Source organism: Mycobacterium intermedium (assembly GCF_002086275.1).
In the GTDB taxonomy this organism is placed as follows: domain Bacteria; phylum Actinomycetota; class Actinomycetes; order Mycobacteriales; family Mycobacteriaceae; genus Mycobacterium; species Mycobacterium intermedium.
This window is the reverse complement of the sequence record NZ_MVHT01000009.1, coordinates 82,648-108,309: the sequence shown is the minus strand read 5'-3', so window position 1 is coordinate 108,309 and position 25,662 is coordinate 82,648. Positions and strand designations below refer to the sequence as shown.

Annotated in this window: 28 protein-coding genes; 15 read left to right on the top strand and 13 right to left on the bottom strand. The window is 67.3% G+C overall.

Annotation, left to right across the window (positions count from 1 at the left end; all coding sequences use genetic code 11):
• From paaD to paaK, 3 genes are read left to right on the top strand one after another with little or no spacing between them, the layout of a single operon-like run.
• Nucleotides 1-507: a 1,2-phenylacetyl-CoA epoxidase subunit PaaD gene (paaD, locus tag BST27_RS05705; protein WP_069422051.1), complete on the top strand. Its 507-nt coding sequence runs from the start codon at nt 1-3 to the stop codon at nt 505-507.
• Nucleotide 508: 1 nt separating this feature from the next.
• Nucleotides 509-1,579, top strand: coding sequence for a 1,2-phenylacetyl-CoA epoxidase subunit PaaE (gene paaE / locus BST27_RS05700; RefSeq protein ID WP_069422050.1), 1,071 nt, complete (start codon nt 509-511; stop codon nt 1,577-1,579).
• 22 nt (nt 1,580-1,601) lie between these two features.
• Nucleotides 1,602-2,906, top strand: a complete 1,305-nt coding sequence (gene paaK, locus BST27_RS05695; RefSeq protein WP_069422049.1) for a phenylacetate--CoA ligase PaaK — start codon at nt 1,602-1,604, stop codon at nt 2,904-2,906.
• Here paaK and BST27_RS05690 read toward each other — a convergent pair.
• The 8 genes from BST27_RS05690 to BST27_RS05655 are packed head-to-tail and all read right to left on the bottom strand — an operon-like array spanning nt 2,881 to nt 10,245.
• A complete protein-coding gene (locus BST27_RS05690; protein ID WP_069422048.1) occupies nt 2,881-3,816 on the bottom strand; it encodes a DUF1028 domain-containing protein in 936 nt (311 codons plus the stop codon). The two genes, paaK and BST27_RS05690, sit on opposite strands and share 26 nt — an antisense overlap.
• Before the next feature lie 4 nt (nt 3,817-3,820).
• The gene (locus BST27_RS05685) at nt 3,821-4,207 is read right to left on the bottom strand and encodes an SCP2 sterol-binding domain-containing protein (RefSeq protein ID WP_069422047.1); all 387 of its coding nucleotides are present in this window, start codon (nt 4,205-4,207) and stop codon (nt 3,821-3,823) included.
• Nucleotides 4,167-6,578 carry a xanthine dehydrogenase family protein molybdopterin-binding subunit gene (locus tag BST27_RS05680; RefSeq protein WP_069422046.1) on the bottom strand — a complete coding sequence of 804 codons (2,412 nt, stop codon included), beginning with the start codon at nt 6,576-6,578 and terminating at the stop codon, nt 4,167-4,169. Before BST27_RS05680 ends, BST27_RS05685 begins: the two co-directional genes overlap by 41 nt.
• The gene (locus BST27_RS05675) at nt 6,575-7,072 is read right to left on the bottom strand and encodes a (2Fe-2S)-binding protein (RefSeq protein ID WP_232007433.1); all 498 of its coding nucleotides are present in this window, start codon (nt 7,070-7,072) and stop codon (nt 6,575-6,577) included. Before BST27_RS05675 ends, BST27_RS05680 begins: the two co-directional genes overlap by 4 nt.
• Nucleotides 7,069-7,938 carry an FAD binding domain-containing protein gene (locus tag BST27_RS05670; RefSeq protein WP_069422045.1) on the bottom strand — a complete coding sequence of 290 codons (870 nt, stop codon included), beginning with the start codon at nt 7,936-7,938 and terminating at the stop codon, nt 7,069-7,071. Before BST27_RS05670 ends, BST27_RS05675 begins: the two co-directional genes overlap by 4 nt.
• Before the next feature lie 10 nt (nt 7,939-7,948).
• On the bottom strand, nt 7,949-8,752 hold the full coding sequence (locus BST27_RS05665; protein ID WP_069422044.1) for an alpha/beta fold hydrolase: 804 nt from the start codon (nt 8,750-8,752) through the stop codon (nt 7,949-7,951).
• Between the two features lie 25 nt (nt 8,753-8,777).
• The gene (locus tag BST27_RS05660) at nt 8,778-9,218 is read right to left on the bottom strand and encodes a YybH family protein (protein ID WP_069422043.1); all 441 of its coding nucleotides are present in this window, start codon (nt 9,216-9,218) and stop codon (nt 8,778-8,780) included.
• Nucleotides 9,219-9,258: 40 nt separating this feature from the next.
• Nucleotides 9,259-10,245, bottom strand: coding sequence for an LLM class flavin-dependent oxidoreductase (locus BST27_RS05655; protein ID WP_079220120.1), 987 nt, complete (start codon nt 10,243-10,245; stop codon nt 9,259-9,261).
• Between the two features lie 172 nt (nt 10,246-10,417).
• Here BST27_RS05655 and BST27_RS05650 point away from each other — a divergent pair, with 172 nt between their 5' ends.
• From BST27_RS05650 to BST27_RS05640, 3 genes are all read left to right on the top strand, one after another.
• The gene (locus BST27_RS05650) at nt 10,418-11,047 is read left to right on the top strand and encodes a TetR/AcrR family transcriptional regulator (protein ID WP_069422041.1); all 630 of its coding nucleotides are present in this window, start codon (nt 10,418-10,420) and stop codon (nt 11,045-11,047) included.
• Complete coding sequence (locus tag BST27_RS05645; protein WP_069422040.1) at nt 11,044-12,267, top strand: metal-dependent hydrolase family protein; 1,224 nt, start codon at nt 11,044-11,046, stop codon at nt 12,265-12,267. The genes BST27_RS05650 and BST27_RS05645 overlap by 4 nt, the downstream gene beginning before the upstream one ends.
• Nucleotides 12,268-12,377: 110 nt before the next feature.
• Nucleotides 12,378-13,439 carry a Glu/Leu/Phe/Val dehydrogenase family protein gene (locus BST27_RS05640; protein ID WP_069422039.1) on the top strand — a complete coding sequence of 354 codons (1,062 nt, stop codon included), beginning with the start codon at nt 12,378-12,380 and terminating at the stop codon, nt 13,437-13,439.
• A gap of 24 nt (nt 13,440-13,463) precedes the next feature.
• Here the strand turns inward: BST27_RS05640 and BST27_RS05635 are convergent, their stop codons facing one another.
• Nucleotides 13,464-13,937 carry an Lrp/AsnC family transcriptional regulator gene (locus BST27_RS05635; RefSeq protein ID WP_069422038.1) on the bottom strand — a complete coding sequence of 158 codons (474 nt, stop codon included), beginning with the start codon at nt 13,935-13,937 and terminating at the stop codon, nt 13,464-13,466.
• Between the two features lie 144 nt (nt 13,938-14,081).
• On the opposite strand from BST27_RS05635, the gene BST27_RS05630 reads away from it, so the two are divergent.
• From BST27_RS05630 to BST27_RS05620, 3 genes are read left to right on the top strand one after another with little or no spacing between them, the layout of a single operon-like run.
• Nucleotides 14,082-15,206, top strand: coding sequence for a thiamine pyrophosphate-dependent dehydrogenase E1 component subunit alpha (locus BST27_RS05630; protein WP_139805028.1), 1,125 nt, complete (start codon nt 14,082-14,084; stop codon nt 15,204-15,206).
• A complete protein-coding gene (locus BST27_RS05625; RefSeq protein WP_069422037.1) occupies nt 15,203-16,207 on the top strand; it encodes an alpha-ketoacid dehydrogenase subunit beta in 1,005 nt (334 codons plus the stop codon). Before BST27_RS05630 ends, BST27_RS05625 begins: the two co-directional genes overlap by 4 nt.
• Nucleotides 16,204-17,415 carry a dihydrolipoamide acetyltransferase family protein gene (locus tag BST27_RS05620; protein WP_069422058.1) on the top strand — a complete coding sequence of 404 codons (1,212 nt, stop codon included), beginning with the start codon at nt 16,204-16,206 and terminating at the stop codon, nt 17,413-17,415. Before BST27_RS05625 ends, BST27_RS05620 begins: the two co-directional genes overlap by 4 nt.
• Before the next feature lie 13 nt (nt 17,416-17,428).
• Here BST27_RS05620 and BST27_RS34435 read toward each other — a convergent pair whose 3' ends face one another.
• Entirely contained in the window at nt 17,429-18,166 is a 738-nt protein-coding gene (locus BST27_RS34435; protein ID WP_069422036.1) for a PE family protein, read from the bottom strand.
• Between the two features lie 122 nt (nt 18,167-18,288).
• Nucleotides 18,289-19,902, bottom strand: coding sequence for an MFS transporter (locus tag BST27_RS05610; RefSeq protein ID WP_069422035.1), 1,614 nt, complete (start codon nt 19,900-19,902; stop codon nt 18,289-18,291).
• A gap of 98 nt (nt 19,903-20,000) precedes the next feature.
• On the opposite strand from BST27_RS05610, the gene BST27_RS05605 reads away from it, so the two are divergent.
• Nucleotides 20,001-20,654 (top strand): TetR/AcrR family transcriptional regulator, encoded by a 654-nt coding sequence (locus BST27_RS05605; protein ID WP_069422034.1) that lies wholly within the window; start codon nt 20,001-20,003, stop codon nt 20,652-20,654.
• On the opposite strand, the gene BST27_RS05600 is transcribed toward BST27_RS05605, so the two are convergent.
• The gene (locus BST27_RS05600; RefSeq protein ID WP_069422033.1) at nt 20,620-21,870 is read right to left on the bottom strand and encodes a cytochrome P450; all 1,251 of its coding nucleotides are present in this window, start codon (nt 21,868-21,870) and stop codon (nt 20,620-20,622) included. The two genes, BST27_RS05605 and BST27_RS05600, sit on opposite strands and share 35 nt — an antisense overlap.
• Nucleotides 21,871-21,978: 108 nt before the next feature.
• Nucleotides 21,979-22,365: a hypothetical protein gene (locus BST27_RS05595; protein WP_139805027.1), complete on the bottom strand. Its 387-nt coding sequence runs from the start codon at nt 22,363-22,365 to the stop codon at nt 21,979-21,981.
• Nucleotides 22,366-22,809: 444 nt separating this feature from the next.
• On the opposite strand from BST27_RS05595, the gene rpsJ reads away from it, so the two are divergent.
• From rpsJ to rplB, 5 genes are read left to right on the top strand one after another with little or no spacing between them, the layout of a single operon-like run.
• On the top strand, nt 22,810-23,115 hold the full coding sequence (gene rpsJ / locus BST27_RS05590) for a 30S ribosomal protein S10 (protein ID WP_003873519.1): 306 nt from the start codon (nt 22,810-22,812) through the stop codon (nt 23,113-23,115).
• Between the two features lie 14 nt (nt 23,116-23,129).
• The gene (gene rplC, locus BST27_RS05585; RefSeq protein ID WP_079220145.1) at nt 23,130-23,783 is read left to right on the top strand and encodes a 50S ribosomal protein L3; all 654 of its coding nucleotides are present in this window, start codon (nt 23,130-23,132) and stop codon (nt 23,781-23,783) included.
• A complete protein-coding gene (gene rplD, locus BST27_RS05580; RefSeq protein ID WP_069417617.1) occupies nt 23,783-24,454 on the top strand; it encodes a 50S ribosomal protein L4 in 672 nt (223 codons plus the stop codon). The genes rplC and rplD overlap by 1 nt, the downstream gene beginning before the upstream one ends.
• Complete coding sequence (gene rplW / locus BST27_RS05575; protein WP_069417616.1) at nt 24,454-24,756, top strand: 50S ribosomal protein L23; 303 nt, start codon at nt 24,454-24,456, stop codon at nt 24,754-24,756. Before rplD ends, rplW begins: the two co-directional genes overlap by 1 nt.
• Nucleotides 24,757-24,786: 30 nt before the next feature.
• Nucleotides 24,787-25,629 (top strand): 50S ribosomal protein L2, encoded by an 843-nt coding sequence (gene rplB / locus BST27_RS05570; RefSeq protein ID WP_069417615.1) that lies wholly within the window; start codon nt 24,787-24,789, stop codon nt 25,627-25,629.
• Nucleotides 25,630-25,662 lie beyond the last annotated feature (33 nt).

Sequence of the window (25,662 nt, the reverse complement as noted above, 5' to 3'; positions counted from 1 at the left end):
ATGAACAGCCACACCCTGGAGCTTGCCCGGCAAGCCGCCGCCGAAGTCCGCGATCCGGAATTGCCCATGCTGACCCTCGCCGACCTCGGAGTGCTTCGCGACGTGTGTTGCCGCCACGGCCGGATCGTCGTCACCATCACGCCGACCTACAGCGGTTGTCCGGCCATGTCCGCCATCCGCGCGGATGTGGCGAAAGCGCTGTCGGCGGCCGGATTTGCCGACGCGGAGATCCGCACGACACTCAGTCCGGCCTGGAGCTCGGATTGGATCACCGCGACCGGACGGCGAAAACTCGCCCGGCATGGCATCGCCCCGCCGGGGGCGGCGCCCGCCCGCAGCAAGGGGCCGATACCGCTGACCCTCAAGACCCGCCGGCACGCCGTGCCGTGCCCGCGCTGCGCATCCGCCGACACCGAGCCGGTATCCGAGTTCGGTGCGACGCCGTGCAAGGCGCTGCACCGCTGCCGGTCGTGTCGCGAGCCCTTCGAGCGGGTGAAGGAGATCTGACGTGACCACGCTCCAACCGTCGTCCTTTCACCGGCTGCGGGTGGCAGCCGTGCAACCGCTCTGCGATGACGCCGCCGCGGTCACCTTTGCGGTCCCCGACGCTCTGAAGTCCGAATTCGCCTTTCGCCCTGGGCAATCGGTCACGCTGCGCAAGAGCGCCGACGGCAGGGAACACCGGCGCTGCTACTCCATCTGCTCACCGGCGGGCGGAGCGCTTCGCATCGGCGTGCGCGAACTGCCCGGTGGCGTCATCTCCGGCTGGTTGGTCCGCGACGTCCGCCCCGGCGACGAGGTGGAGGTGCAAACCCCGTCCGGAAGCTTCGTCGCACCTCCGGGCAAAGGCGGCCGCCATGTGCTGATCGCGGCGGGGTCGGGGATCACACCCATCCTGGCGATCGCCACTGCGGTTCTGCAGCAACCCAATTCGCACGTAGTGATGGTCTACGGAAACCGACGCGCTGATTCGGTCATGTTCGCCGACGAGCTCGCCGACCTCAAGGACCGTCACGGCTCACGGCTGGAACTCATCCACGTGCTGTCCCGCGAACACCGGGTGGCGGATTTGTTCAGCGGCCGCCTTGATGCCGAACGGATCCGTCGGCTGCTCGATGCGTTCGTCCCCGTGGCCGACGTTGACCACTTCTGGCTGTGCGGCCCGCTTGGCATGGTGCTCGACGCCCAGCAAGTCCTGGGCGAGTACGGAGTACCCGACGACCGCATTCACCGGGAACTCTTCTTCGTCGAAGAGGTTGCCCCGGCGCCGGTGAGCCGGACCGAGCCCGGCCGCACCGGGCCGCGGAGTCAGGTCACCATCGTGCTCGACGGCCACGCGAGCACACTCGACCTGCCGCGCGACACCACGATCCTCGACGCCGCGCAACGCTTTCGGGACGACCTGCCGTTCGCGTGCAAGGGCGGGGTGTGTGGCACCTGCCGGGCCAGGGTGACGGCCGGCGAGGTGGACATGCGCCGCAACTATGCGCTCGACACATCGGAATTGGCAACCGGTTTCGTGCTGACCTGTCAGTCGCTACCCACCAGCGACACCGTAACCCTCGATTTCGACGCATGAGCGCGGAAACGGAGGATCAGCGATGACGAAGCTGATCGATCGCCCCGGCTTGGACCCTATCGAAAACGCCTCGCGCGACGAGATCCAAGCGCTGCAGCTGAGCAGACTGCGGTGGTCGCTGCAGCACGCCTACGACAATGTGGCGCACTACCGGTCGGCTTTCGACGCCGTCGGTGTGCATCCTGCCGACCTGAAGGAACTGGGTGATCTCGCGCTGTTCCCGTTCACCGGCAAGGCGGATCTGCGGGCCAACTACCCGTTCGGGATGTTTGCGGTCGCGCAGTCTCGGGTGTTGCGCCTGCACGCCTCGTCCGGCACCACCGGCCGGCCCACCGTCGTCGGCTACACCGCCGCCGACCTGGAAACCTGGGCCAACCTGGTGGCGAGGTCGCTACGGGCCGCCGGGGTGCATCCCGGCGACAAGGTCCACATCGCTTACGGCTACGGACTTTTCACCGGCGGTATGGGCTTGCATTACGGCGCCGAGCGGCTCGGCTGCACCGTCATACCGATATCGGGCGGCATGACCGAGCGCCAGATTCAGCTGATCGCGGACTTTGCCCCCGACGCGATCATGGTCACGCCGTCCTACATGCTGACCATCGTCGACGCCATGTACGAGGCGGGCATCGACCCGCGCGCGTCCTCCTTGCGGACCGGAATCTTCGGTGCGGAACCGTGGAGTGAGGAAATGCGCGCCGAACTGGAAGGCACTTGCGACATCGACGCGGTCGACATCTACGGCCTCTCGGAGGTCATGGGTCCCGGCGTCGCCCAGGAATGCGTGGAAACCAAAGACGGCCTGCACATCTGGGAGGACCACTTCTACCCCGAGGTCATCGACCCCGATACCCAGGCGGTGCTGCCCGACGGCGTCGAAGGAGAACTGGTCTTCACCTCACTGACCAAAGAGGCGTTTCCCGTCATCCGGTACCGGACCCACGACCTGACCACGCTGCTTCCCGGGACAGCGCGTTCGATGCGGCGCATGCGACGGATCACCGGCCGCAGCGACGACATGATCATCCTGCGCGGCGTGAACGTGTTTCCCAGTCAGATCGAGGAACACATCCTGACCCAGCGCGCCCTCGCACCGCAGTTCCAGTGTGTTCTCGACCGCCGGGGACGGCTCGACCGGCTCACCGTTCGGGTGGAGGGTCGCCGCGGGGCCACCGCTGAGCAATGCCAGGTGGCCGCGGACGAGCTGACCCGGCAAGTCAAGAACCGCGTCGGCGTCAGTGTCACCGTGGAAGTGGTGCAACCGGGCGCGGTCGACCGGTCGACGGGCAAGGCGAAACGGATTATCGACCGGCGTCCCGCAACCTAGCCACCTCGTCGGGTGTCAGGATGCCCGCCTCGCCCAGCTGTCCCACGAACCGCCCCAGGCGCGGATTGAGTTGCGACGCTGCGGAAAACAGCCGTTGTGCCGATTCGGTTCGTCCCCACCGGGCATGCAGCACCGCGGACCAGAACGTCGCCTCTGGATTGGAATCCAGCGCCCGGGCGGCATATGCGAGCTCACCGGCGCCCGCACCGAAACCTTGTTCGCAGCGGCGTTCACCGACCACGGCGCCGTCCGGGTCGAAAACCACCCGCGACATCCGATCGAAGCCGTCGCTCAAACTCACCAGCCGGGACAGCTCACCCACGGGATCGCTGTGGTCCTCCACCCGCAAGTCGCGGATGACGCCGTCCCACGGCGCGTCGCCACCGGCGCTGCCACCACGGCCGGCGACCACCAGCAGCGCCGCGGACTGGCTGCCGCGAATGTCACCGCCGGCGTTCTCCGCGTTGGTCAAGCCGGCGACCAGGCGGTGGGAAAGATCGCCGTCGGCGTCCTCGTGGCCGCGCAGCAGGGCGGAGACCACGTCGTCGTTGTCCAGCATGTTGCCCAGGGCGACCGCTTGATCGCCAACGGCAACCCCGAACGCGCCGACGCAGCGGCGTCCGCAGTGAATCCCGATGCGTCCCTCGGCATCCAGAAAGGCGACCTGGCGCACTTCGGGGTGGGTGTCCTCATCGAGCAACTGGTCCAGTGCGTCGCCCGGCGTAAAACCCGCCCGCATCAGCGCCAGACCCCGGGGACCGTAGGAGCGCAGCGCGAACGCTTGCGTGGCCACCACTCCGACGCCGGCCTCGGCCCACGTCACCACCGAGCCCACGCCCAGGTAGTGCGACTGCGATGCGACGCCGAGCTGTCCCGTAGCGGCGTCGCGAGCCAGCAGGGAAAAGGTCACCGCGTCAGAATTCGGTTTCCGCGCAGAGCTGTTCGTAATGCCTCTTGTACTCGGCGGTCTGAGTGAGCGGCATCAGCGCGGCCAGCTTGGCGACGTTGCCGGTGACCTTGACCCGGCCCTCCATGAAAGCCGCCGTCGGGGCGAGCTCGCCGCGCAGCATCGCGATCGAGTCGGCGTAGGAGGCCGCCATGGTGCCGTCGGCAGACGGGTCGTCGCCCAACGACTGTTCGACCATGCGGCCGTCCTGAACGTCGGCGTAGTAGCGGATCTCGCCCCCGCCCGGTGCCTTGGTCAGGCGGTACTGCACCCGGACCGACGCCCCGGGGCGCGGGGTGAAGGCCTGCTGCAATTCACACTGCCGGCTCAGCCATTCCTGTGACACGTACTTCACGTGTGTACTCCTTCCTTGGATCCACTGGCGGGGCGATCTGGTCCACGACGGCGAGTAGCCGCTCCGCGGTGATCGGCAGGGTGTCGACGACCGAACACGCTCGCTCGTCGCCGAATTCGGTGCTCAGGGCGTCCCGGATGGCGTTGGCCAGCGCGGCGGGGACCGGAATGATTCCGCTTTCCCCGACGCCCTTGGCGCCGTTGGGGGAGAACGGGGTCGGCGTCTCGAGGTGGACCAGCTCGACCGGGGGCACGTTGGCCGGCAGCGGGGGGAAGTAGTCCCACAGTGACTCCACCACCGGCCGGCCGTCGTCGGTGTACGGAAGTCTCTCGTAGAGGGCCGCGCCAATGCCCTGCGCGACGCCACCGACGATCTGGGCTTCGACGTTGCCCGGGTTGAGCTGTACGCCGCAGTCGTGTCCGAAGACGAGTCGCTGAATGCTGACCGTCCCGGTGTCGCGGTCGATGTCGACCACCGCGGCCGCGGCACCGTAGGAGAACGCGAACGCGCGCGGATCGTGGGTATACGACGCTTCCAGGGACGGCTCGAAGTCGGGCGGCAGGTCCTTGGCGTGGTACGCAGCCGCGGCGACGTCCGGAAGGGAGATGCTGGCCCCGGATCCGTTACTGAACAGACCGTTCGCTTCCTCCAGGTCCGCGACATCGACCTCCAAAAGGTGTGCGGCCAGTACCCGCAGCCGGTCACGAAGCTTGCGTGCGGCCAACATCACCGACGATCCGGCGACGCCGGCGCCCCGGCTGCCGCCGCTGCCGTATCCGGTGTACGGGCAGGCCAAGGTGTCTCCGTAGACCACCGACACCGCGTCCAGATCGACGCCCACCTCGTCGGCGGCGATCTGGGCGAGCACTGTCTCGAGTCCCTGTCCCATCGGCACCTGGCCGGTCAGCACGGTCACCAATCCCGAAGCGTCCATGCGAATTACGGCTCGATCATGACCGGCGTTGTTGATCCCCATCATTGCCGCGGTGAGCGACGGGCCGAAATTGCTGGCCTCCAGATAGCACGCGACGCCGGCACCGACGAGGTGCCCGGCAGCGCGGGCGCCGGCCAGGTCATCCTGCAGTCGCGCCCAATCAACCTCGGCGGCGACCAGGTCGAGCAACTCGCCGTAACGTCCGCTGTCCAGGCACATCATTGCCGCGGTCCAATACGGCAACTCGTCGGGACGCAGCAGGTTGCGCCGGCGGATTTCGATCGGATCGATCCCCAGCCGCCGCGCGCCCTCGTCCATCGCCCGTTCGATCGCGAAAGTGGCCTCGGGCATACCGAATCCGCGGTACGCCCCGATGGGTGTCTTGTTGGTGACCACGCCCACCAGTTCGGACAGCGCGTCCGCGACGCGGTACGGGCCCAGGACCATGGCCGCGGCGACGACGCCGGTGCCCAGGCCCACCATGTACGGAGTGGCGCCGCAATCCAGCAGCACGGTAGCCCGAATCCCGGATATCGTTGCGTCGGAAGCGAATCCCACCTCCAGATCGATCACCGTGCCGCGGCCGTGCACGGTGGCGGTGAACGCCTCCGCGCGGCTCTCCACCCACCGGACGGGACGGCCGACGGCCCGTGCGGCGAACGCCACCAGTGTCTCCTCGATATAGGCGCACGCCTTGTTGCCGAATGCGCCGCCGAGGTCGGGACACTGCACCCGGACCCGGCTTTCGGGGATCCGCAGGGTCGCCGCCAGCGACGCCTTCACCTGATGCGGCGACTGCGTCGAGGTCCACACCGTGACCGACTCCCGGGCGATATCCCAGGCTGCACGCACCCCGCGGGTCTCCAGCGACATGCCCGCCACCCGGTCGTTGACGTAGCGGCCGCGGACCACCACCGCCGCGCCGTCGAGGGCCGCCACGACATCGCCGGCTTCAAAGCGGGTGCGGCCGAAGACGTTGTCGGGCCAATCGTCGTACAGCACCGGCCGGCTGGTGGCGGACGGTTCCACGATGGGCGGCAGAGTCTCGTAACAGACGTCGACGAGTTCGGCGGCGTCCTCGGCGAGATAGGCGTCGTCGGCAATGACGGCGGCGATGGGCTCGCCGACGTAACGCACCCGATCCGTGGCCAGGCACCAGGTGGGCGCCTCGCGCTGGATCTGCGCGCTCCACATCATGCCCATCGGGTCGGTCGCCGCGCGCACCTCCGCTCCGACGAGGACGGCGCGCACGCCGGGGGCCGCGGCGGCTCGCGCGGTGTCCACCGAGATGAACGCGTGCGGCTCACGGGATCGAACTATCACCAAGTGCAGTTCGCCGGAGAGGCTTTCGTCGGCAAGATAGCGGCCGCCACCCGCGGCCAACCGGGGCAGGTGCAGCCCGGGTGCCGATCTGCCGACGTGGCGTGGGCGGTTCATCGGCTCTGCTCGACGATCGCGGCGGCGACCAGTTCCTCGGCCGCGGCCAGGATGGGCGTGTAACCCGTACAACGACACAGCGACGCGGCCAGCCGATCACGCAGCTCCGCTCGCGTCGGCCGGGCACCGGCATCGACTTCGGCGAGCAACTCTTCCAGTAGCACGACAAACCCCGGCGTGCAGAAGCCGCACTGCAACGCTCGGTGCCGCACCAGACATTCCTGCACGGGCGACGGTCCCGGCGAGTGATTCAGACCTTCGATCGTGACGACGTCACAGTCCGCGGCCTGCACCGCCAACGTCAAACATGCTCGCGCGGAGCGCGAATCGATCAGCACGTTGCAGCTGCCGCACAGCCCCTGGCCGCAGCCGACGTGTGTGCCGGTAAGGCCGAGCCGATCCCGCAGAAAATCGACGAGCGACATCCGCGCTGGCACGCACGCCCGCACTGTGCGCCCGTTCACCCGCATTTCGATGTCCAGGTCACTCGTCACGGCAACTCCTGTCGGACTCGCGCCAACAGCCGAGCGATCACCCGACTCGCCAGCCTGCGGCGATGCTGCGCGGAACAGTGTGCATCGCTGTCGAATTCGAGGTCTTCGGCGAAGGCGCGGCCGGCCTCCGCCACGGCGGTGTCGTCGAGCCGTCCGCGCAGGGCGGCGGTGACCGGCTGGCCCGCCAGCACCGGCACCTGGCCCGCACCACCGACGGCGATGCGAATGTCGACGACTTCACCGTCGGTGATGCGCGCGTTGACCGCGGCGCTGAGCAACGGGGTATCGCCGGCACCCCGCAGGGTGACCTCGTCGAAGAATCCGATGCCCATGGGCCGGTGGAAGATCGCCGTGTGCAGCAACTCGTCGGGCCGTAACGCTGTTCGATGCGGACCGAGAAAGAACTCTTCCGCGGGAATCCGTCGGAATCCGGTCTTGCATCCGGCGATGGCGGCGGCGACGATCTCGCCGCCGAGAGCGAGCAGACACACACCGAGTTCGGCGGCGGGGTTGGCGTGGGCCAGGCTGCCACAGATGGTGCCGCGATTGCGGGTGGTCACCTTGCCGACCCGGGGGAGCGCTTGCGCCAGGATGCCGAATTCGCCTATCTGGGCGTACTGTTCGGCGCAGCGTTGGGTGACCGCGGCTCCAACCTGCAGGCCGCTCGGCGTCGCGTACAACCCGTGCAGGCCGGTGATGCCGGTGACGCAGACCAGGCGTCGCGGCCGGTCAAGCCGCCGAACCAACAACGGGAGCAGGCTCTGGCCGCCGGCGAGAATGCGTGTCCCCGAAGGGTCCCGGGCCAGCGCTGCGCATGCCTCGTCGACGGACTTGGCCGCCAGATAGTCGAATGAGGCCGGGTGCACTGTCAGCTCGTCACTGGCCGAGGCAGGCGTCTGCTGGATCGGTGCAAGGCAGGTGTTCGGAGATCAGGTGTGCGATCAGGCCGGGGTCCTCGAGGTGGGCCAGGTGGCCCCGCCCAGCCAGCACTTGGCAGCTGGTACCGAGCGAGTCCGCCAGCGCCGCGGCACGGTCCGGCGGACAGGTGAGATCGTGTTCGCCCGTCAGTACCAGGGCGGGTGCGCGCACTTGCCCGGCGATTTCGGTGACATCGGTGGAAAATGCCTCGCGCAGAATCGATTCCGCGACAGCCGGGTCGTTGCGTGCGGCCAGTCGCGCGGCTTCGTCCAGCAAGACGGCGTCGGTGCCGGGCGCGAAGCTGACCGCGGCCATTTTCCGAAAGAACGCCAGGCTTCCGAGGCTGCGTAGCTCGGCGGCAACCGCCTCGGGGTCGATCAGGTCCGCGACCGTCAGTGCGCCGCCGATCAACGACAACGATCGGATCCGGTACGGAGCCTCGGCGGCTAGGGCGAGACACACCGAAGCGCCGAACGACGCCCCGACCAGGTGCACATAGTGGATGTCCAACCCGTCCATGGCCGCCTCGACGTCGGCGGCGTAGTCGTCGACGCCGTACGAAGTGCCGGGTTGGGAGTTCCCGTGCCCGCGGAGATCCACGGCGACGGTCGTGCGTCCGTGCATGCGATTCATGACCGGAGCCCATTGGTGGGCTTCGCCGTTGATGTGGTGGATGAACACCACCGGTTCGGCTTCGCTGTCCTGCACTCGCCGCAGGCCCGAAAGAGTACCGGCCGGGCCGGGTATCGAAAAACGTTCCATCTCAATCACTTCCCGGGCGCCAATCTCACCGACCGCCCATCTGGTTGGGCACGTGGGTGGAGAAGTGGGCGTGCACGAGTTCCCACTTTCCGTCGCGCCGGCGCCAGATCTCGGTGGCGCGCATGCCGGCGTTGAAGCTGCCAAGGTTTCCGAAGTCGGCCTGATAGCGGCTCAGGTAGGTGACCCAGGCCGCGTCGCCGACCACCTCGACGCGTTCGTCGCGCAGGTCCGCGCTCAACGCCTGCCCACCCATCGCGGCGGACAGCATGTCCCACAGCGCGGCGATGTGGTCTTGGCCGATGTACACCGAGCCGTTGAGGTTGTACCAGACCAGCTCGTCGGGCACGGCCGTCACATGGTCGCGTAGATAGCTCGAGTCGAGTGGGCCGTTCGCATCGACGAATTCGCGATGCAGCCGCAGCACCTCCTGAGCGTCGTGATCCAGCACGGTGTTGATGTCGGTCATCTCGGTTCCGTCCTTCGGGTCAGGGCTTGCCTGTGACTACCTATGACTTGGCGGCGAGTAGGGGGCGACACTCGGACAGCTGCCGAATCAGCTCAGGCAACTGCTCGGGCGGCGCGAACGGCGCGATGGCGATCTCGTCGATGCCGGTCTCGGCGTACGCCTGCAGCGAGTCTGCGAGTCCATCGGGCGGACAGACCATCGCGACCGCGTCGACGACCTCGGGAGTGAACACCTTGATCGCTTCGAACGGACCACCCCGGTCGATCGCATCCACCAGTGCGCCGGCCGGAATCGCCCCCGCGGCAAGGTATTCGGTGGTCGCAGCGTCAAAGGTGGACAACAGCGCGGCAACCTGCGTACGGGCCTTCGCCGTGTTGTCGGTGATGAATGCGGCAACCACCGCAGAGATCCGGAAGCTCTCCCGGGGCCGCCCGGTCTCGGCGAGAATCGCTTCCACCCGCCGCACGGTGTCGGTCAGATATTTCCGGGAGGACCCGGCGCTCAGGCAGACGCCGTCGGCGTAGCGCGCGGCGGCTTCGACCATGCGGGGACGGACCGCCATGATGTCCAGCGGCGGGGGAGCGGCCAGCGGGTTGAGTTTGTACTGCTCGAACCGAAACCCCGGGAAGTCGGCGGTGAGGTCGCCGCCGGCCAGTGCGGTCGACAGCGCCCGGTGCAGCGCAACCGTCGAATTGACCGGCTTCTCAATCGATTTGCCGAGCTTGGCGATCATGTCGGGAACGCCGGTGCCGATCGCGGCGCGCACCCGGCCCGGCGCGATCTCGGCCAGTGAGGCGAGCTCCATGGCCGTCAGCCCGGGATGGCGGCCCGCGGCGCTGATGCCCATGAGCACCACCTCGAGGCGCTCGGTTTCACGCAGGAACACGGTCGCCGGCACCACCGCGTCGTGTGCGCAGATGTGCTCGGCGTACCAGAGGCCGTCGAACCCGCACTCGTCGGCGGCGCGGACCGTCGGCAGGCTGGCCAGGATCCCGCCAAACCCGGTGAACGACAAGCTAAGTCGCACGGTGACAAACCTCTGTTTCTGGGGTTTCGGGGGCTTCTCTTAGCGTTTCGAAGCTCACGTAACTACATGTGTGACATGATGTCAACAATATTGTTCCAATTAGCGTCGCGAACGTGTAAAAATAGGGTGAACATCGCGTTGTTCGACTTGATCGCGGAAAGAGGCGCCCGATTTGGCCAACCGACAGAGCGATCTGCAGGCGCGTCGGCGCGCGAACCGGCGAGACGCTCGCCGCCGGTTGCTCGACGCCGCACATAGCCTGCTGGAGCAGCGGCCGTGGGCGGAGATCTCGCTGGACGACATCACCTCCGCCGCGGAGGTGGCACGCACCGCGTTCTATCGCCACTTCGAGGACCGCCAGCACCTGCTGATGGCGATGCTCGACGACGTCGGTCTGGAGTTGGACCACGTCGCCGACGACTGGATGGCCGAATCCGATGATCCGGTCGCCGAATTGCGCCGCAGCCTGGAAAACCTGACATCGATATTCGTCGAGCACGGCAGGTTGATCCAGGCGATCTCCGACACCGCGCGCCACGACCCAGAGATCGGCGCCCTCTACCAAGCCCTCGCGGACCGACTCGCCGCGGCGACCGCGCGTCGCATCAAAGCCGACATCGACGCCGGACGCAGCCAGGTCACGGAAGCCGACGAGGTCGCCCGCGTCCTGACGTGGATGAACGAACGGTATCTGCTGGACTGCTTCGGGCATCCCCCGTTCGGCGACCCCGTCGCGGCCACCACCGCGCTGATCACGGTGTGGGTCAACACCCTTTACGGCCCGCCGCCCGCGCGGCGGTGAGCCACCGCCTGGTGGTCCGCGGGGGCCACGTCTTCGACCCGCGGTCGGGAACCGCGGCGCCCGCCGACGTGGTGATCGACGGGGAGCGCATCGTCGACGTGGGACCGGGCCTGGACGGTGACACCGAACTCGATGCCCGTGGCCAGTTGGTGGTGCCGGGCTTCATCGACTGTCACGTCCACGTCACGCTGGACGACGTCGACACGATGCGGCTGATCCAAACCCCGTTCTCGCTCCGCTTCTTTCAGGCCGTACGCAATCTTCGGCTGACCCTGCACGCCGGTGTGACCACCGTCCGCGACGCCGCCGGCGCCGACCTCGGTGTCAAGGAGGCGGTCGCCACCGGCTTGGTCGAGGGACCGGACATGCAGATCGCCATCGGCGTGCTCAGTCCGACCGGCGGTCACGGCGACGAGTGGATGCCGTCCGGCGAGTGCGTACACGCATTGTGGCCGCCGCATCCGGGTTGCCCGTCGACCGTTGTGGACGGTGTCGAGGCGATGCGCCAAAAGGTGCGCGAACTGATTCGGGCCGGAGCCGACGTGATCAAGGTGGCCACCACCGGCGGCGTGATCAGCCCGCGCAGCGACCCACGCCGCGCATATTTCGCCGACGACGAACTCGCCATCATGATGGCCGAGGCGCGCGCCGCCCGGGCGCACGTCATGGCGCACGCGCAGGGTGCCGAAGGCGTCAAGAACGCGGTGCGCGCCGGCGTTCGCTCCATTGAGCACGGCGTCTACCTGGACGACGAAGCTGTCGATCTGATGCTGGCACACGGAACCTGGCTGGTCCCAACGCTTTCCGCGCCGCACGCCATACTGCGCCAGGCACTGGCAGGTAGCGGGCTCACCGAGGCCGCCCGCAGCAAGGTCGCCGAGGTTCTGGACGCGCACGAAGCCTCGGTGCGGCTCGCGCACGAGGCGGGTGTGCGCATCGCGATGGGAACCGATGCCGGCATTGCGCCACACGGAGACAACCTGCGTGAACTCGAACTGCTCAGCGACCAGGGCCTGTCCGCGGTCGATGCGTTGCGGTCGGCAACCACGCAAGCGGCCGAACTGCTCGATCGCGGTGCCGATATCGGTGAACTGGCCCCCGGAAAGCGGGCGGACCTGGTCCTGCTGGACGGCACCGATGTCGCGGTGACAGGTCTGGCGAAACGGGTCCGCGCCGTGATTCGTCGGGGCCGGCTGGTGTCCGTGGTCGCGCCTGCCTAGCCGCGCTTCGGTGGACAAACCCCCGAAACTGCCGCGGTCTGGATGCAGTTTGTCCGGAGAATACGGACGCTTGAAGTCAATCCTGCTGCGCGCGGCTACGTTTCGCAGGTATGGACGACGCATTGCTTTGGGACGGTGAACTGACGCTGATCCGGCATGATCCGCAAACCGGCACATCGTTTGTCATCCGAGTGGATTCACTTCAGCTGGGGCAGGCCGCCGGCGGCACCCGAGCCGCCCAGTATGCGTCGCTTGCCGACGCCGTTGAGGAGGCCGGAAGGCTGGCCGCCGCAATGACATTGAAGATGGCGGTGAGCAATCTGCCCATGGGCGGGGGTAAGTCGGTGATCGCATTACCGGCCCCACGGCGATCCCTCGACGAGTCCACCTGGCGCCGCATCCTGCGGCTGCACGCCGAGAACATCGACAAGCTGAACGGAACCTATTGGACCGGGCCGGATGTCAACACCACTTCGGCTGACATGGACATCCTCAACGGCACAACGGAATTCGTCTTCGGCAGGACGGCCGACCGGGGCGGAGCCGGTTCGAGCGCCGGCAACACCGCCGTGGGAGTGTTCGAGGCGATGAAGGCCACTGCACACCATTGCGGCCTCGGCGACCTGGCGGGACGAACCGTCCTCGTCCAAGGCCTTGGTGCCGTCGGGGGACATGTCGCAACGCTGGCCGCCGAAGCCGGCGCGGTGCTTGTGGTTTGCGACGTCGTGCCCGAGCGGCTGGAGTGGGCGCGGGAATGCGGCTGGTCGGTGGTGCGGCCCGAAGCCGCCGTCAGCACACCGTGCGACATCTTTTCGCCGTGCGCCCTCGGTGGTGTCATCGACAGCGCGACCGCGGCCCAGCTTCCCGCGACCGCGGTCGTGGGGGCGGCCAACAACATCCTGGTCGAGGAGAGCGCCGGGTTGATCCTGCGCGAACGGGGCATCGTGTACGCCCCCGACTTCGTCGCCAACGCCGGCGGTGCGTTTCACCTTGTCGGTCACGAGGTGCTGGGTTGGAGTGACGAGACCGTCGCGGAGCGCACCAAGGGCATCGGGAACACGCTGGCCCAGGTCTTTTCGATCAGCGAGACGAACGGAATCAGCACCGATGCCGCCGCGCGCATGCTCGCTCGACGGCGTGCCGAAGCGGCGCGGGGCGCCATTCCCGCCTGACCGCGCCTGGGCGGCCCTGAGCGTTCAGAACAACTCCGACTGCATTCCGTCGCACTCTTCGAACATCAGCCAGGTCCGGCTGGCCCGGACTCCGGCCAAGCTGTGAATCTGCTCGAGCACCACGTCGCGCAGGGCCGCGTTGTCGGGCGTGCGGACCACGACAAGGACGTCGAAGTCGCCACCGACCAGGACGAACCGCTCGACATAACGCAGCGTCTTCAGTTTCTGGGACAACCCGCGCCAGGAGTCCTGTTGGATGGACAGCGCGATGAGCGCGGACGTCGCGAAGCCCGCCTTCTCCAAATTGATTCGCGCGGTGAAGCCTTCGATGACACCCATTCGCTCGAGTCGTTCCACGCGCGCGTAGACGTGGGTCCGGGAGACGTGCGCCCGTTGGGCGAGGGCCAGCATCGAGATGCGTCCGTCTTTGACCAGTTCCCGGATCAGTCGCCGGTCCACCTCGTCAAGTTGCACCCGGGAGGGCGCTGCCTCGGCCATGTGTCCACCGCCTCGTGTCGGTCGTCGGAAAGTTTGAACAATATGTCGGGCAAGTGCATGGCGGCAAGCAATCTGTTTGGAGATGGAGCCTGGATGTGGTCAAAAAGACCAGCACCAGCCAGGATCAATTGACAAGTAGCTGTGATGGAGGCCGTGGTGAGCGTTGTCGAGAGCTATCAGAAATACCTGCCTGCCGATGTCGCGGTGCAGTACCTCGATTCCGCCGGTCGCCCGACCCCCAGCACGGCTCGCTACCCGCGACCGGACGGTGCGCGGTTGGTCGAGATGTATCGAAAAATGGTGTTGGGCCGGCGTTTTGACGAGCAGGCCACCGCGTTGACCAAACAGGGACGATTGGCGGTCTATCCGTCGTCCCGCGGACAGGAGGCATGCCAGATCGCGGCCGCCATGTCCTTGCACCCGCGTGACTGGATCTTTCCCACCTATCGAGACTCGATGGCGCTGGTTGCCCGCGGCGTCGATCCGGTGGAAGTCCTGGCCATGTTCGCCGGTGACTGGCACTGCTGCTACAACCCCGTCGCACACCGCGCGGCCCCGCAGTGCACCCCGTTGGCCACCCAGTTGCTGCACGCCGTCGGCCTGGCTCACGGGCACACCTGCAACCGCAACGAGCTTGTCGTGCTGGCACTTTGCGGTGACGGTGCCACCAGTGAGGGGGACTTCCATGAGGCCCTCAACTTCGCCGCTGTGTTGAAGGCGCCGGTCATCTTCCTGGTGCAGAACAACGGGTTTGCGATCAGCGTGCCCCTGGCGCGCCAATCGGCGGCTCCGTCATTGGCGCACAAAGGGGTTGGTTACGGAATAGGCAGTGAGCAGGTCGACGGCAACGATCCGGTGGCCATGTTGGCCATCCTGGACGAGGCGCGGCGCTACGTGCTCGATGGAAACGGGCCGGTCATCGTCGAGGCGCACACCTACCGCATCGACGGGCACACCAACGCCGACGATCCGACTCGATACCGGGCGTCGGATGAAGTGCAGCGCTGGGCCGAGCGAGACCCGATCGCGCGACTCGACGCCTATCTGCGGGCCGTGGGCCTGATCGACGATGCCGACGTCGAGGCCATCAAGGCCGAGGCCGAAACGCTTGCGGCGACCGTGCGTACCGGAATGAACGCCGACCGGCCGGTCGACCCCGACGACCTCTTCCGGTTCGTGTTCGCAGAACCCACCCCGGCGTTACGCGAGCAGCATGCCCAAGCCCGCGCGGAGCTGGCCTCCGAACTAGAGCCAGTCGCACCGCAATGACCGTGTTGACCATGGCAGCAGCCCTCAACGCCGCGCTGCGCGACGCACTCGGCCAGGACGAGTCGGTGGTCGTGTTCGGTGAGGACGTCGGGCAACTCGGCGGAGTTTTCCGGGTCACCGACGGTTTGGCCGAAACATTCGGCAGCGAACGTTGTTTCGACACCCCGCTGGCCGAATCGGGGATCGTCGGCTTTGCCGTCGGCATGGCGATGGCGGGCTATCGCCCCGTGGTGGAGATGCAGTTCGACGCGTTCGCGTACCCGGCTTTCGAGCAGATCGCCTCCCACGTCGCCAAACTCCGCAACCGGACCCGCGGCGCATTGTCGGCGCCGATGGTGATCCGCATCCCGTTCGCCGGCGGCATCGGCGGCGTGGAGCACCACAGCGATTCCAGCGAGGCGTACTACGTCCACACCCCCGGGTTGAAAGTCGTTGTGCCGGCGACGGTATCGGATGCCTACGGGCTACTCCGGGACGCCATCGACGATCCCGACCCGGTGGTCTTCCTGGAAACCAAACGTCTTTACTTCGCCCGCGCCGACGTCGAGCTGCAACGCGGCGCGCCGATCGGGCGCGCCCGAGTGGCACGGTCGGGTAGCGACGTCACGGTCGTCGCCTACGGCCCGTCGGTCGATGCGGCTCTGGATGCCGCGGAAGTGGCCGCGGGGGAGGGTCGCAGCCTTGAAGTGATCGATCTGCGGTCCATCGTGCCTTTTGATGACGACACCGTCGCGGCGTCGGTCCGCAAGACGGGTCGCTGTGTCGTTGTGCAGGAAGCCCAGGGGTTCGCCGGGGTCGCGGCCGAGATCGCCGCCCGCGTCCAGGAACGTTGCTTCCACAGCCTGGCTGCACCGGTGTTGCGGGTCAGCGGCTTTGACATCCCCTATCCGCCGCCCCGGCTCGAACGCGTGCACCTGCCCTACGCCGACCGCATCCTGGACGCCGTCGACCGGCTGCAATGGGACGACCGGGTGGACACTCGCTGGGTGGCCGGCGCATGAGCGAACAGACGTTCCTGTTGCCCGACCTGGGCGAGGGGCTCACCGAGGCTCAAATCGTCGAGTGGAAGGTGAAGGTCGGCGACTCGGTGCTAGTCGACCAGGTGATCGTCGAGGTCGAGACCGCCAAAGCCGTCGTCGAGCTTCCGGTGCCGTTCGCAGGGACGGTGCTCGCGTTGCACGGCGACCCGGGAGCGACGTTGTGCGTCGGCGCTCCCGTCGTCACCGTCGCCGCCGTCGAACAGGCGAGCGCCGGGTCAGGCAATGTGCTGATCGGCTACGGCACCACCGCCGCGGTGTCTCGAAGCCGGCCAGGGCGGCGTCGTGCGGCGGTTCGACCTGCGGTGACCCCGGCGACGGCGACCGCGACCGCAACGACGGTCAAGGTGATCTCGCCGGCGGTGCGGAAGTTGGCCCGCGACAACGGTGTCGACCTCGTCGAACTCTCAGCGACGGGCCCGGGCGGTGTCATCGTCCGCGCCGACGTCGAGGAGGCCCGCGCCGCCGTCGGGAACGCCGACGGCGAACAACGCGTCCCGATCACGGGGTTGCGCAAAGTTATCGGCGCCAAGTTGTCGGTCAGCCGTCGGGAGATTCCGGACGCGACGACCTGGGTCGACGTCGACGCCACCGCGTTGCTCGATGCCAGGAGACGCATCGCCGCGGCGACGAAACAGGACGTGAGCCTGCTGGCGCTGCTGGCCCGGTTCGCGATTGCGGCCTTGCGTGAATTTCCCGAGCTCAATTCGTCGGTGGACACCGCCCGATCGGAGATCGTCCGCTACCGACACGTCAACCTCGGGATCGCCGTGCAGACCCAGCGAGGCCTGCTGGTCCCCGTCATCAAAGGAGCCGACACGATGGACACTGTCACGCTGTCGGCCGCCCTGGCGCAGACCGTGCAGGCGGCACGGGACGGCAAACTTCCTCCGGCGCAGCTGTCCGGCGGGACCTTCACGCTGAACAATTACGGTCTTTTCGGCGTCGACGGTTCCACCCCGATCATCAATCACCCCGAGGTGGCCATCCTGGGTGTCGGCCGCATCGTCGACCGGCCCTGGGTCGCCGACGGCGAACTCGCGGTGCGCAAGGTGACCCAGGTGTGCGTCAGCTTCGATCACCGCGTGTGCGACGGGGGCACGGCAGCAGGGTTCCTGCGACTGTTCGCCGACCTCGTCGAGAACCCGGTTGCAGCGTTGGGACGGTGCTAGGCGCTCGCACCGATCAGTTGGCCGCCTCGCCCTGCGGGGCGACAACGCGCGCCGTCGGCACGGCAGCGGCCGCCGGTGTCGCTGCTCGCGCCGCCAAGGCCGCCGGCAACGGTGTCACCGGCGCCGCCGTGGCGACTTCGGCCTCCACTGGCTGGGTCGCCGCAAGTGCTTGGATCGGCTGCGCGGCCGGTCCCGCGGGGGCTGCTGCGCCGGCGGGAGCCGTCGCTCCGGTGGCTGCGACCCGTCCCAGCGGTGCGACTGCCGTTGCCGCGGCCACACCTCCGGTCGGCGCGGCGGCCGGCGTGACCACCTGCGCCGAAGCCGGGGCGACTGGTGTGGCGTTGGCTGCCAGCGTTGCGCCCGCCGCCGGTGCCGCCTGGGCGCCACCCGTCGGAAGCGCCCCCATCGCGGCCTGCAGGGGGGCGCTGACCGCCAACCCGGCTTGCGATGCGGCTTGTACGGCGACGTTGTTCGCCGTCTCCGCCAAGGCGTATTGCTCGCCACCCATGGTCATCAGGTGCACGAACTGTGCGTGAAAAGCTTCGGCCTGGGCGCTGAGCGCCTGATAGGCCTGAGCGTGCGCGGAGAACAGCGCCGCAATGTACGCCGAAACCTCGTCGGCGCCGGCTGGCAATGCGGCAGCGGTCGGTACCGCCGCGGTCAGGTTGGCGTCGCTCAACGCCGAACCAATTCGCGCCAGATCCGATGCCGCGGCGGCAACGTATTCCGGCTGCGCGTGAACATAAGACATCTGGGCCCCTAGCTAAGGATGTCTGGCTTCCGCCGGTCCCCCACAGGCGGAGTCCTCCCCAGCGGATATTAGCTTGCCGACGGGTCGGCGCGAGGCGTTTTTGCCGATGCTTCGTAACCGGGCTATCGGAAGCGCGCGACGAGTTTCCGGACCGGGCGGAGTTGGCGCCCGTCGCGTCCGGGTCCCCACGCTCCGATCAACACCGCCGCCACGCCGACCAGCACCGCAATGGCTGTGGTGGATGAGTGCATCGCGGTCAGGAACGCGGTCTTGCTCAGATCGGCCAGTTGCTGTCCCTCAGGTCCCAGCTTGCCGGCGATTTCGACAGCCTTGGCCAGCGAGTCTGTTGCGGGGCCCCGGACGGCCGCAGGAAACTGCGCCAGGTGGGGTGCCAGTTCCTGCGTGTAGCGCCCGGCCAGTATCGATCCGGCGACGGCGATGCCCACCGCACCGCCCATCTCGCGCGCGGTGTCGTTGACCGCGGAGGCCACGCCCTGCTTTTCGTCCGGAACCGCTCCCATGATCGCGGCGGTGGTGGGCGCCGTGCAGAGTCCGATGCCCGTGGCCAGGATCAAACAAGGCCAGGCGAACTCGAGATAGCTGGAGTGCAGCCCGAGTCCCTGCATGCACCAGAAGCCCACCGCCATGGTCGCGGTGCCCAGGAACAGTACGAGGCGCAGTCCGAGCCGGGGGACGTACCACGATGACAACGCCGAAAGAATGCCCAGTGGCACCATGAACGGGCCTAGCGCCACGGCGGTCATCAACGGCGAGTAGCCCATGATTTGCTGGACGTATTGCATGGCGAGGAAGAAGAACCCGAACGTGCCGCCGAACATCAGGACGATCGTCGCCACCCCGGTCGTGAAGGCCGGGTCACCGAACAGGCGCACATCCAACAGCGGCTTTGGCCGCCGCAGCTGGACCACGATGAAGACCGCCGTGATCACCGCACCGGCGACGATTCCGCCCCAAACGAACGTGTCGCTCCAGCCCCGGTGGGGTGCTTCGAGGATGGCGTAGACCGAAATCGCCACCGCCGTGCCGATGAGCGCCGCGCCCGGCCAGTCGACGCGCGCGGCGTCGTGATCCCGCGAGGGGGCGACAGTGCAGGCCAGCGCGAAGACAATCAGCGCAATGGCGGCCAGGGACCAGAAAATCGCCTGCCAATTCCAGAAGTGCAGCATTGCCCCGGAACCCAGCATGCCCAAGACGCCGCCGGAACCGGACACGGCCGCCCAGATGCCAACGGCCTTGGCTCGCTGCTCTTTCGGGTAAGCCACGGTCAGCAGGGACAGCGTCGACGGCATCACAAATGCGGCGCCAACCCCGGCCACTGCCCGGCCGGCGATGATGTGCATCGGGTCGTGCAGTAGCGCCGGTGCGATCGAGCCAAGCGCGAAAACCAGCAGGCCGGCCAGCAGCGCGCCTTTTCTGCCATATCGATCGCCGATCGCGCCGGCCGGCAACAACAGACACGCCAGCGCCAGGGTGTATCCGTCGACCATCCAGGTCAGCTGGGTCTGCGTGGCCCCGGTTGCCTGGGCCAGATCGCCCAACGCGGTGTTCAAGGCCGTCATCGATGCGACGACGAGACCGACACCCACGCACGCCACTGCGAGGGTCCAGGTTCTGGCTTGTGAAGCGACGCCGGCAGAACCGCCAGGAACAACGCCGTCTACCGGCCCGTCTACTGGCTCAGTACGCTGGTCAAGCCGATCAAGGGCATGAACCATGGGTGGTTCGCCTCCTCCCCGGGGCGGACTAGTTTTCGAGACTAATAGTCTCGTAGGTAGACCAGTAGTCTGGTTTCCAAACAGGGAGGTGCGTCACAATCAGCGAGGGGAACAACGTCGATCCCCGCCCGGCGCGGTCCAGGGCGCGTTTGCTGGAAGCCGCCGCAACGCTGCTCACCACCGGGGGGCCGAGCGCGGTGACCGTCGACGCGGTCACGCGCGCAGCCAACGTCGCACGGGCCACCCTGTATCGCCACTTTCCCAGCGGCAACGACCTGCTCGCCGCGACGTTCAACAGCCTGATCCCGCCGGCTCCGATGCCCCCGGACGAGGGTTCGCTGCGGGACCGGCTGCTCGCGGTAGTCCTGGCGCAGGGCAAGTTCATCGCCGAAGCACCCGCTGTGATGACGGCCATGTCGTGGTTGGCGTTGGGCCCCGACCTTGCGGCGATGCCGGAGCCCGAGAACGCCCGCGGCGACAGCGCGATCAACACGCTGCGCGAGCGCATCGCTCAGCAGTATGCGGCGCCGTTCGATGCGATATTCGACAGCCCAGCGGCAGGCGAGTTGGGACTCAAGCTGGGAAGTGTGGACCGATCCCGGGCGATCGCCCTGCTGATCGGCCCGCTGGTGCTGGGGCGGCTGTCCACATTGCCGAACTTCGACTATCGGGAGTGCGCGCGGGCGGCCGTGGACGGCTTCCTCTACGTGCAGGGGATCAGCGCAGCGAATACCGGATCGGTAAGTGCTTGAGCCCACCCACGAAGGTGGTGGCGACGAGTTCGGGCTGGCCGTTCAATTCGATGGACTTGAGCCGCGGCAGGAGCTCGGTGAAGAAGCTGCTGATCTCCATGCGGGCCAGTGCCGCACCCAGACAGAAATGGATCCCATAGCCGAACCCCAAGTGCTTGTTGGGATTCCGACCGACATCGAAGCGGAACGGATCGTCGAACACCTCTTCGTCCCGGTTGGCGGAGACATAGGACAAATAGACGGACTCGCCTTTGGCGATGGGCACTCCGCGCACCGTGGTGTCCTCGGCGGCGGTGCGCATGAATTCCTTCACCGGCGTCACCCAGCGGACCATCTCCTCGGTGGCCAGCGGCATCAGGTCGAGGTTGTTGGTGAGTCGTTCGAGCTGGTCTGGGTTCTCGATCAGGGCCTGCAGCCCGCCGGCAATCGTCGCACTGGTGGTGTCGTGTCCGGCGGTGGCGATGATCACGTAATAGGACGCGGTGTCGAGATCGGAGAGCGGTTCGCCGTTGATGCGTGCGTTGGCGATCGCCGACGCCAGATCGTCGGTCGGATTGGCTCGACGGGCCGCCGTGAGGTCGTTGAAGTAGGCCAAAAATTCCAGCAGAACGTTCAGTTGTTCTTCCGGCGTGGTGCCGCGCCGAAACTCGGTGTCGTCACCACCAAACAATTCCTGGGTCAGGCGCAGCATCCGCGGGAAGTCCGATTCGGGCAGGCCCAGCAGGGAAAGGATGACGTAGAGCGGGTAGTGCTGGGCGACCTCGGTGACGAAGTCGCATTCGGGTCCGACCGACAGCAGCTTGTCGACGTGGATTTTGGCCAGCTCGTCGATGCGGACCTTCAGCGCCCGCATGGCTTTGGGGCGAAACCAGTCCGCTCCGATCGCCCGGACATCCCGGTGATGGGGATCGTCCATGTGGACCAGCGTGCGCAGCCCCATGCCCGCGTCTAGCAGCGAGTGCGACAGATCGTCGGCCTCGGCGGTCGCGAGCAGCGGCCGCGGCGCACTGAGGAACAGGTTGTTGGCGCGCTCGATCTCCATCACGTCGGCGTGCTTGGTGATCGCCCAGAACGGGCGAAACGGGGGACGGTCGACCCACGACACCGGCGCCTTGGCGCGCAGGTGCTTCATCGCCGCGTGCAGCCGCGCCTCATCGGCGTAGGAGGTCGGGTCGGCGAAAATTTCGGCTGCTGCATCGACGATTCGTGTGCTCACCTGCGCTCCTCGGGCTTGTCCTGGGGTCTGCTTCCATACTGCTCGGCGATGGAGAGTCGATGACGAGCCGATGGGGACGGGCTGAGGATGGGCTGGGCACGTCCCGGCTCAGTCGCCGGTCCGGTCCCTGATCCGCTGCCTGACGGCTTCCTTGCCGGTGGCCAGTGTCGCCGAGCCCCGGCGGGTTGCGCTCCACCTGAATTCGTTGTTGACGATCCAACGCACGTACAGCAGTTCGGAATGCTCCAGCAGTTGAACGGCTTCCAAAATGGGCTCCCGCACGGGTCGCGCAGGCTTTATCAGGCCAGGTTGTTCCGGATAGCCGCGGAACATCCACGCGGTGAAGTCGGCCAATCCCAGCTCCGGCACCCGCCGGGCTACGGCCGGGTCGAAGGCGGACATGAGCTCGGCGGCGAGCTCAGCCGGCGGTGCAGTGTTTATCCAGTCGATCATCGGCTGCGCGGGGTCAGGTTCACCCGGATTCGGCCCAAGCACGGGTGGAGCCTAACCGTGGGTCCGGGTGCCCGCCCAGGATGGTCTATCGGCGCAGCTAGTGTGGGGTTTAAGTGGCGTGAGGCCGACGTGTTTCACCCGGCGGCCCGGCGCGGCGGCACCGATGACCCGGGATTTGGCCTAGGCGGTGATCTGGGGCATACTGTTCAGGTTGCCCTGCGCCAGGTTGCTCCTGGACGGGCATACGACCAGCGCCCACCAGGGGCGCGTCCGGTCCCATCCTTGGAGCGCGACTATTTCGGTCGCCTACAAGGCTGCGTGCGGGTGACACACCCGAGCGCGGGGGAGCGGGTGGACCACGACAGGTAAACAGCGGCGCAGTATCCGGCGCGACGCTCGACCGGCCCGTAATCGGGCGGCGAAGCGTGCCGGGGGGCACCAGGTCCGGTGACGGACTTCAAGTGTGGGAGATGAGGTAGGAGAAGCGTGGCGGGACAAAAGATCCGCATCAGGCTTAAGGCCTACGACCATGAGGCTATTGACGCGTCGGCGCGCAAGATCGTCGAGACCGTCGTACGCACCGGAGCCAGCGTCGTGGGGCCGGTGCCGCTGCCGACCGAGAAGAACGTGTATTGCGTCATCCGCTCTCCGCATAAGTACAAGGACTCGCGGGAGCACTTCGAGATGCGCACCCACAAGCGGCTGATCGACATCCTCGATCCGACGCCGAAGACCGTTGACGCATTGATGCGCATCGATCTTCCGGCCAGTGTCGACGTCAACATCCAGTAGGAGCTTGGGCAGCGATGGCGAGAAAAGGCATTCTGGGTACCAAGCTGGGCATGACGCAGGTATTCGACGAGAACAACCGAGTCGTGCCGGTGACGGTAGTCAAGGCTGGGCCGAACGTGGTGACCCGCGTCCGGACCCCAGAGCGTGACGGGTACAGCGCCGTGCAGTTGGCCTACGGCGAAATCAGTCCGCGCAAGGTCACCAAGCCGGTGACCGGCCAGTACGCGGCCGCGGGCATCAACCCGCGCCGGCACCTGGCCGAGTTGCGGCTGGACGACCCGGAGGCGGCGGCCGAGTACGAGGTCGGCCAGGAGCTGACGGCGGAGATCTTCGCCGACGGCACCTACGTCGATGTCACCGGCACCTCCAAGGGCAAGGGCTTCGCCGGCACCATGAAGCGGCACGGCTTCCGCGGTCAGGGCGCCGCCCACGGCGCCCAGGCGGTGCACCGGCGGCCGGGTTCCATCGGCGGTTGCTCGACCCCCGCGCGGGTGTTCAAAGGCACCCGGATGGCGGGCCGGATGGGCAACGAGCGGGTCACCGTCCAGAACCTGCTGGTGCACAAGGTCGACGCCGAAAACGGCGTCCTGCTGATCAAGGGCGCGGTCCCCGGCCGCACCGGCGGACTCGTCGTGGTTCGCACCGCGATCAAGCGAGGTGAGAAGTAATGGCCGCACAGGGGTCAAACAGCCTGAAAATTGACGTCAAGACGCCGGCCGGCAAGACCGACGGCTCGATCGAGCTGCCGGCCGAGCTGTTCGACGTTCCGGCGAACATCGCGTTGATGCACCAGGTGGTCACCGCCCAGCAGGCGGCGGCCCGGCAAGGTACGCACTCGACGAAGACTCGTGGCGACGTCAGCGGCGGTGGCCGCAAGCCGTACCGGCAGAAGGGAACCGGTCGCGCCCGGCAGGGCTCGACGCGCGCTCCCCAGTTCACCGGTGGCGGCATCGTGCACGGTCCCAAGCCGCGCGACTACAGCCAGCGCACACCGAAGAAGATGATCGCCGCCGCGTTGCGCGGGGCGCTGTCGGACCGGGCACGCAACGGGCGTATCCACGCGGTCACCGAAGTGGTGGAGGGCCAGACGCCTTCGACCAAGAGCGCCAAGGCATTCCTGTCCTCGCTGACCGATCGCAAGCAGGTGCTGGTGGTCATCGGGCGCAGCGACGAGACCGGCGTCAAGAGCGTGCGGAACCTGCCCGGCGTGCACGTCCTGGCGCCCGACCAGCTCAACACCTACGACGTGTTGCGGGCCGACGACGTGGTGTTCAGCGTCGAGGCGCTCAACGCCTATATCTCTGCCAACACGGCTACTGCAGAGGAGGTTTCGGCCTGATGGCGACCATCGCTGACCCTCGTGACATCATCCTGGCCCCGGTCATCTCCGAGAAGTCCTACGGGCTGCTGGACGACAACGTGTACACCTTTGTGGTGCACCCCGATTCGAACAAGACGCAGATCAAGATCGCTGTCGAGAAGATCTTCTCCGTCAAGGTCGCATCGGTGAACACCGCGAATCGGCAGGGCAAGCGCAAGCGCACCAGGACCGGCTACGGCCAGCGCAAGAGCACCAAGCGCGCCATCGTCACCCTGGCGCCGGGCAGCAAGCCGATCGACCTGTTCGGAGCACCGGCCTAGCCGCCGAGCGAGAGAAAGATCTGATTAGACATGGCAATTCGCAAGTACAAGCCGACCACCCCCGGTCGTCGTGGCGCGAGCGTGTCCGATTTCTCCGAGATCACTCGCTCACACCCGGAGAAGTCGTTGGTTCGCCCCCTGCACGGTCATGGCGGCCGGAATGCGCACGGTCGCATCACCACCCGGCACAAGGGTGGCGGCCACAAGCGGGCCTACCGGGTGATCGACTTCCGTCGCAACGACAAAGACGGTGTCAACGCCAAGGTCGCGCACATCGAGTACGACCCGAACCGCACGGCACGCATCGCGTTGCTCCACTTCCTGGACGGGGAGAAGCGCTACATCATTGCCCCGAACGGACTTTCGCAGGGTGACGTGGTGGAGAGCGGCGCCAACGCCGACATCAAGCCCGGCAACAACCTGCCGTTGCGCAACATCCCCGCGGGTACCTTGGTGCACGCCGTGGAGTTGCGTCCGGGCGGTGGCGCCAAGCTGGCGCGCTCGGCCGGGTCGAGCATCCAGTTGCTCGGCAAGGAGGGCAGCTACGCCTCGCTGCGGATGCCCAGCGGCGAGATTCGCCGAGTCGACGTGCGCTGCCGCGCAACGGTGGGCGAGGTCGGCAACGCCGAGCAGTCGAACATCAACTGGGGCAAGGCCGGTCGTATGCGGTGGAAGGGCAAGCGCCCGTCCGTCCGCGGTGTGGTGATGAACCCGGTCGACCACCCGCACGGTGGTGGTGAGGGTAAGACATCCGGTGGCCGTCACCCGGTCAGCCCGTGGGGCAAGCCGGAAGGCCGTACCCGCAAGCCGAACAAAGCGAGCAACAAGCTCATCGTCCGTCGCCGTCGCACCGGCAAGAAGCACGGGCGCTAGCGCCAGGCATGTGAGTCGAGGGAGTAGCCAACA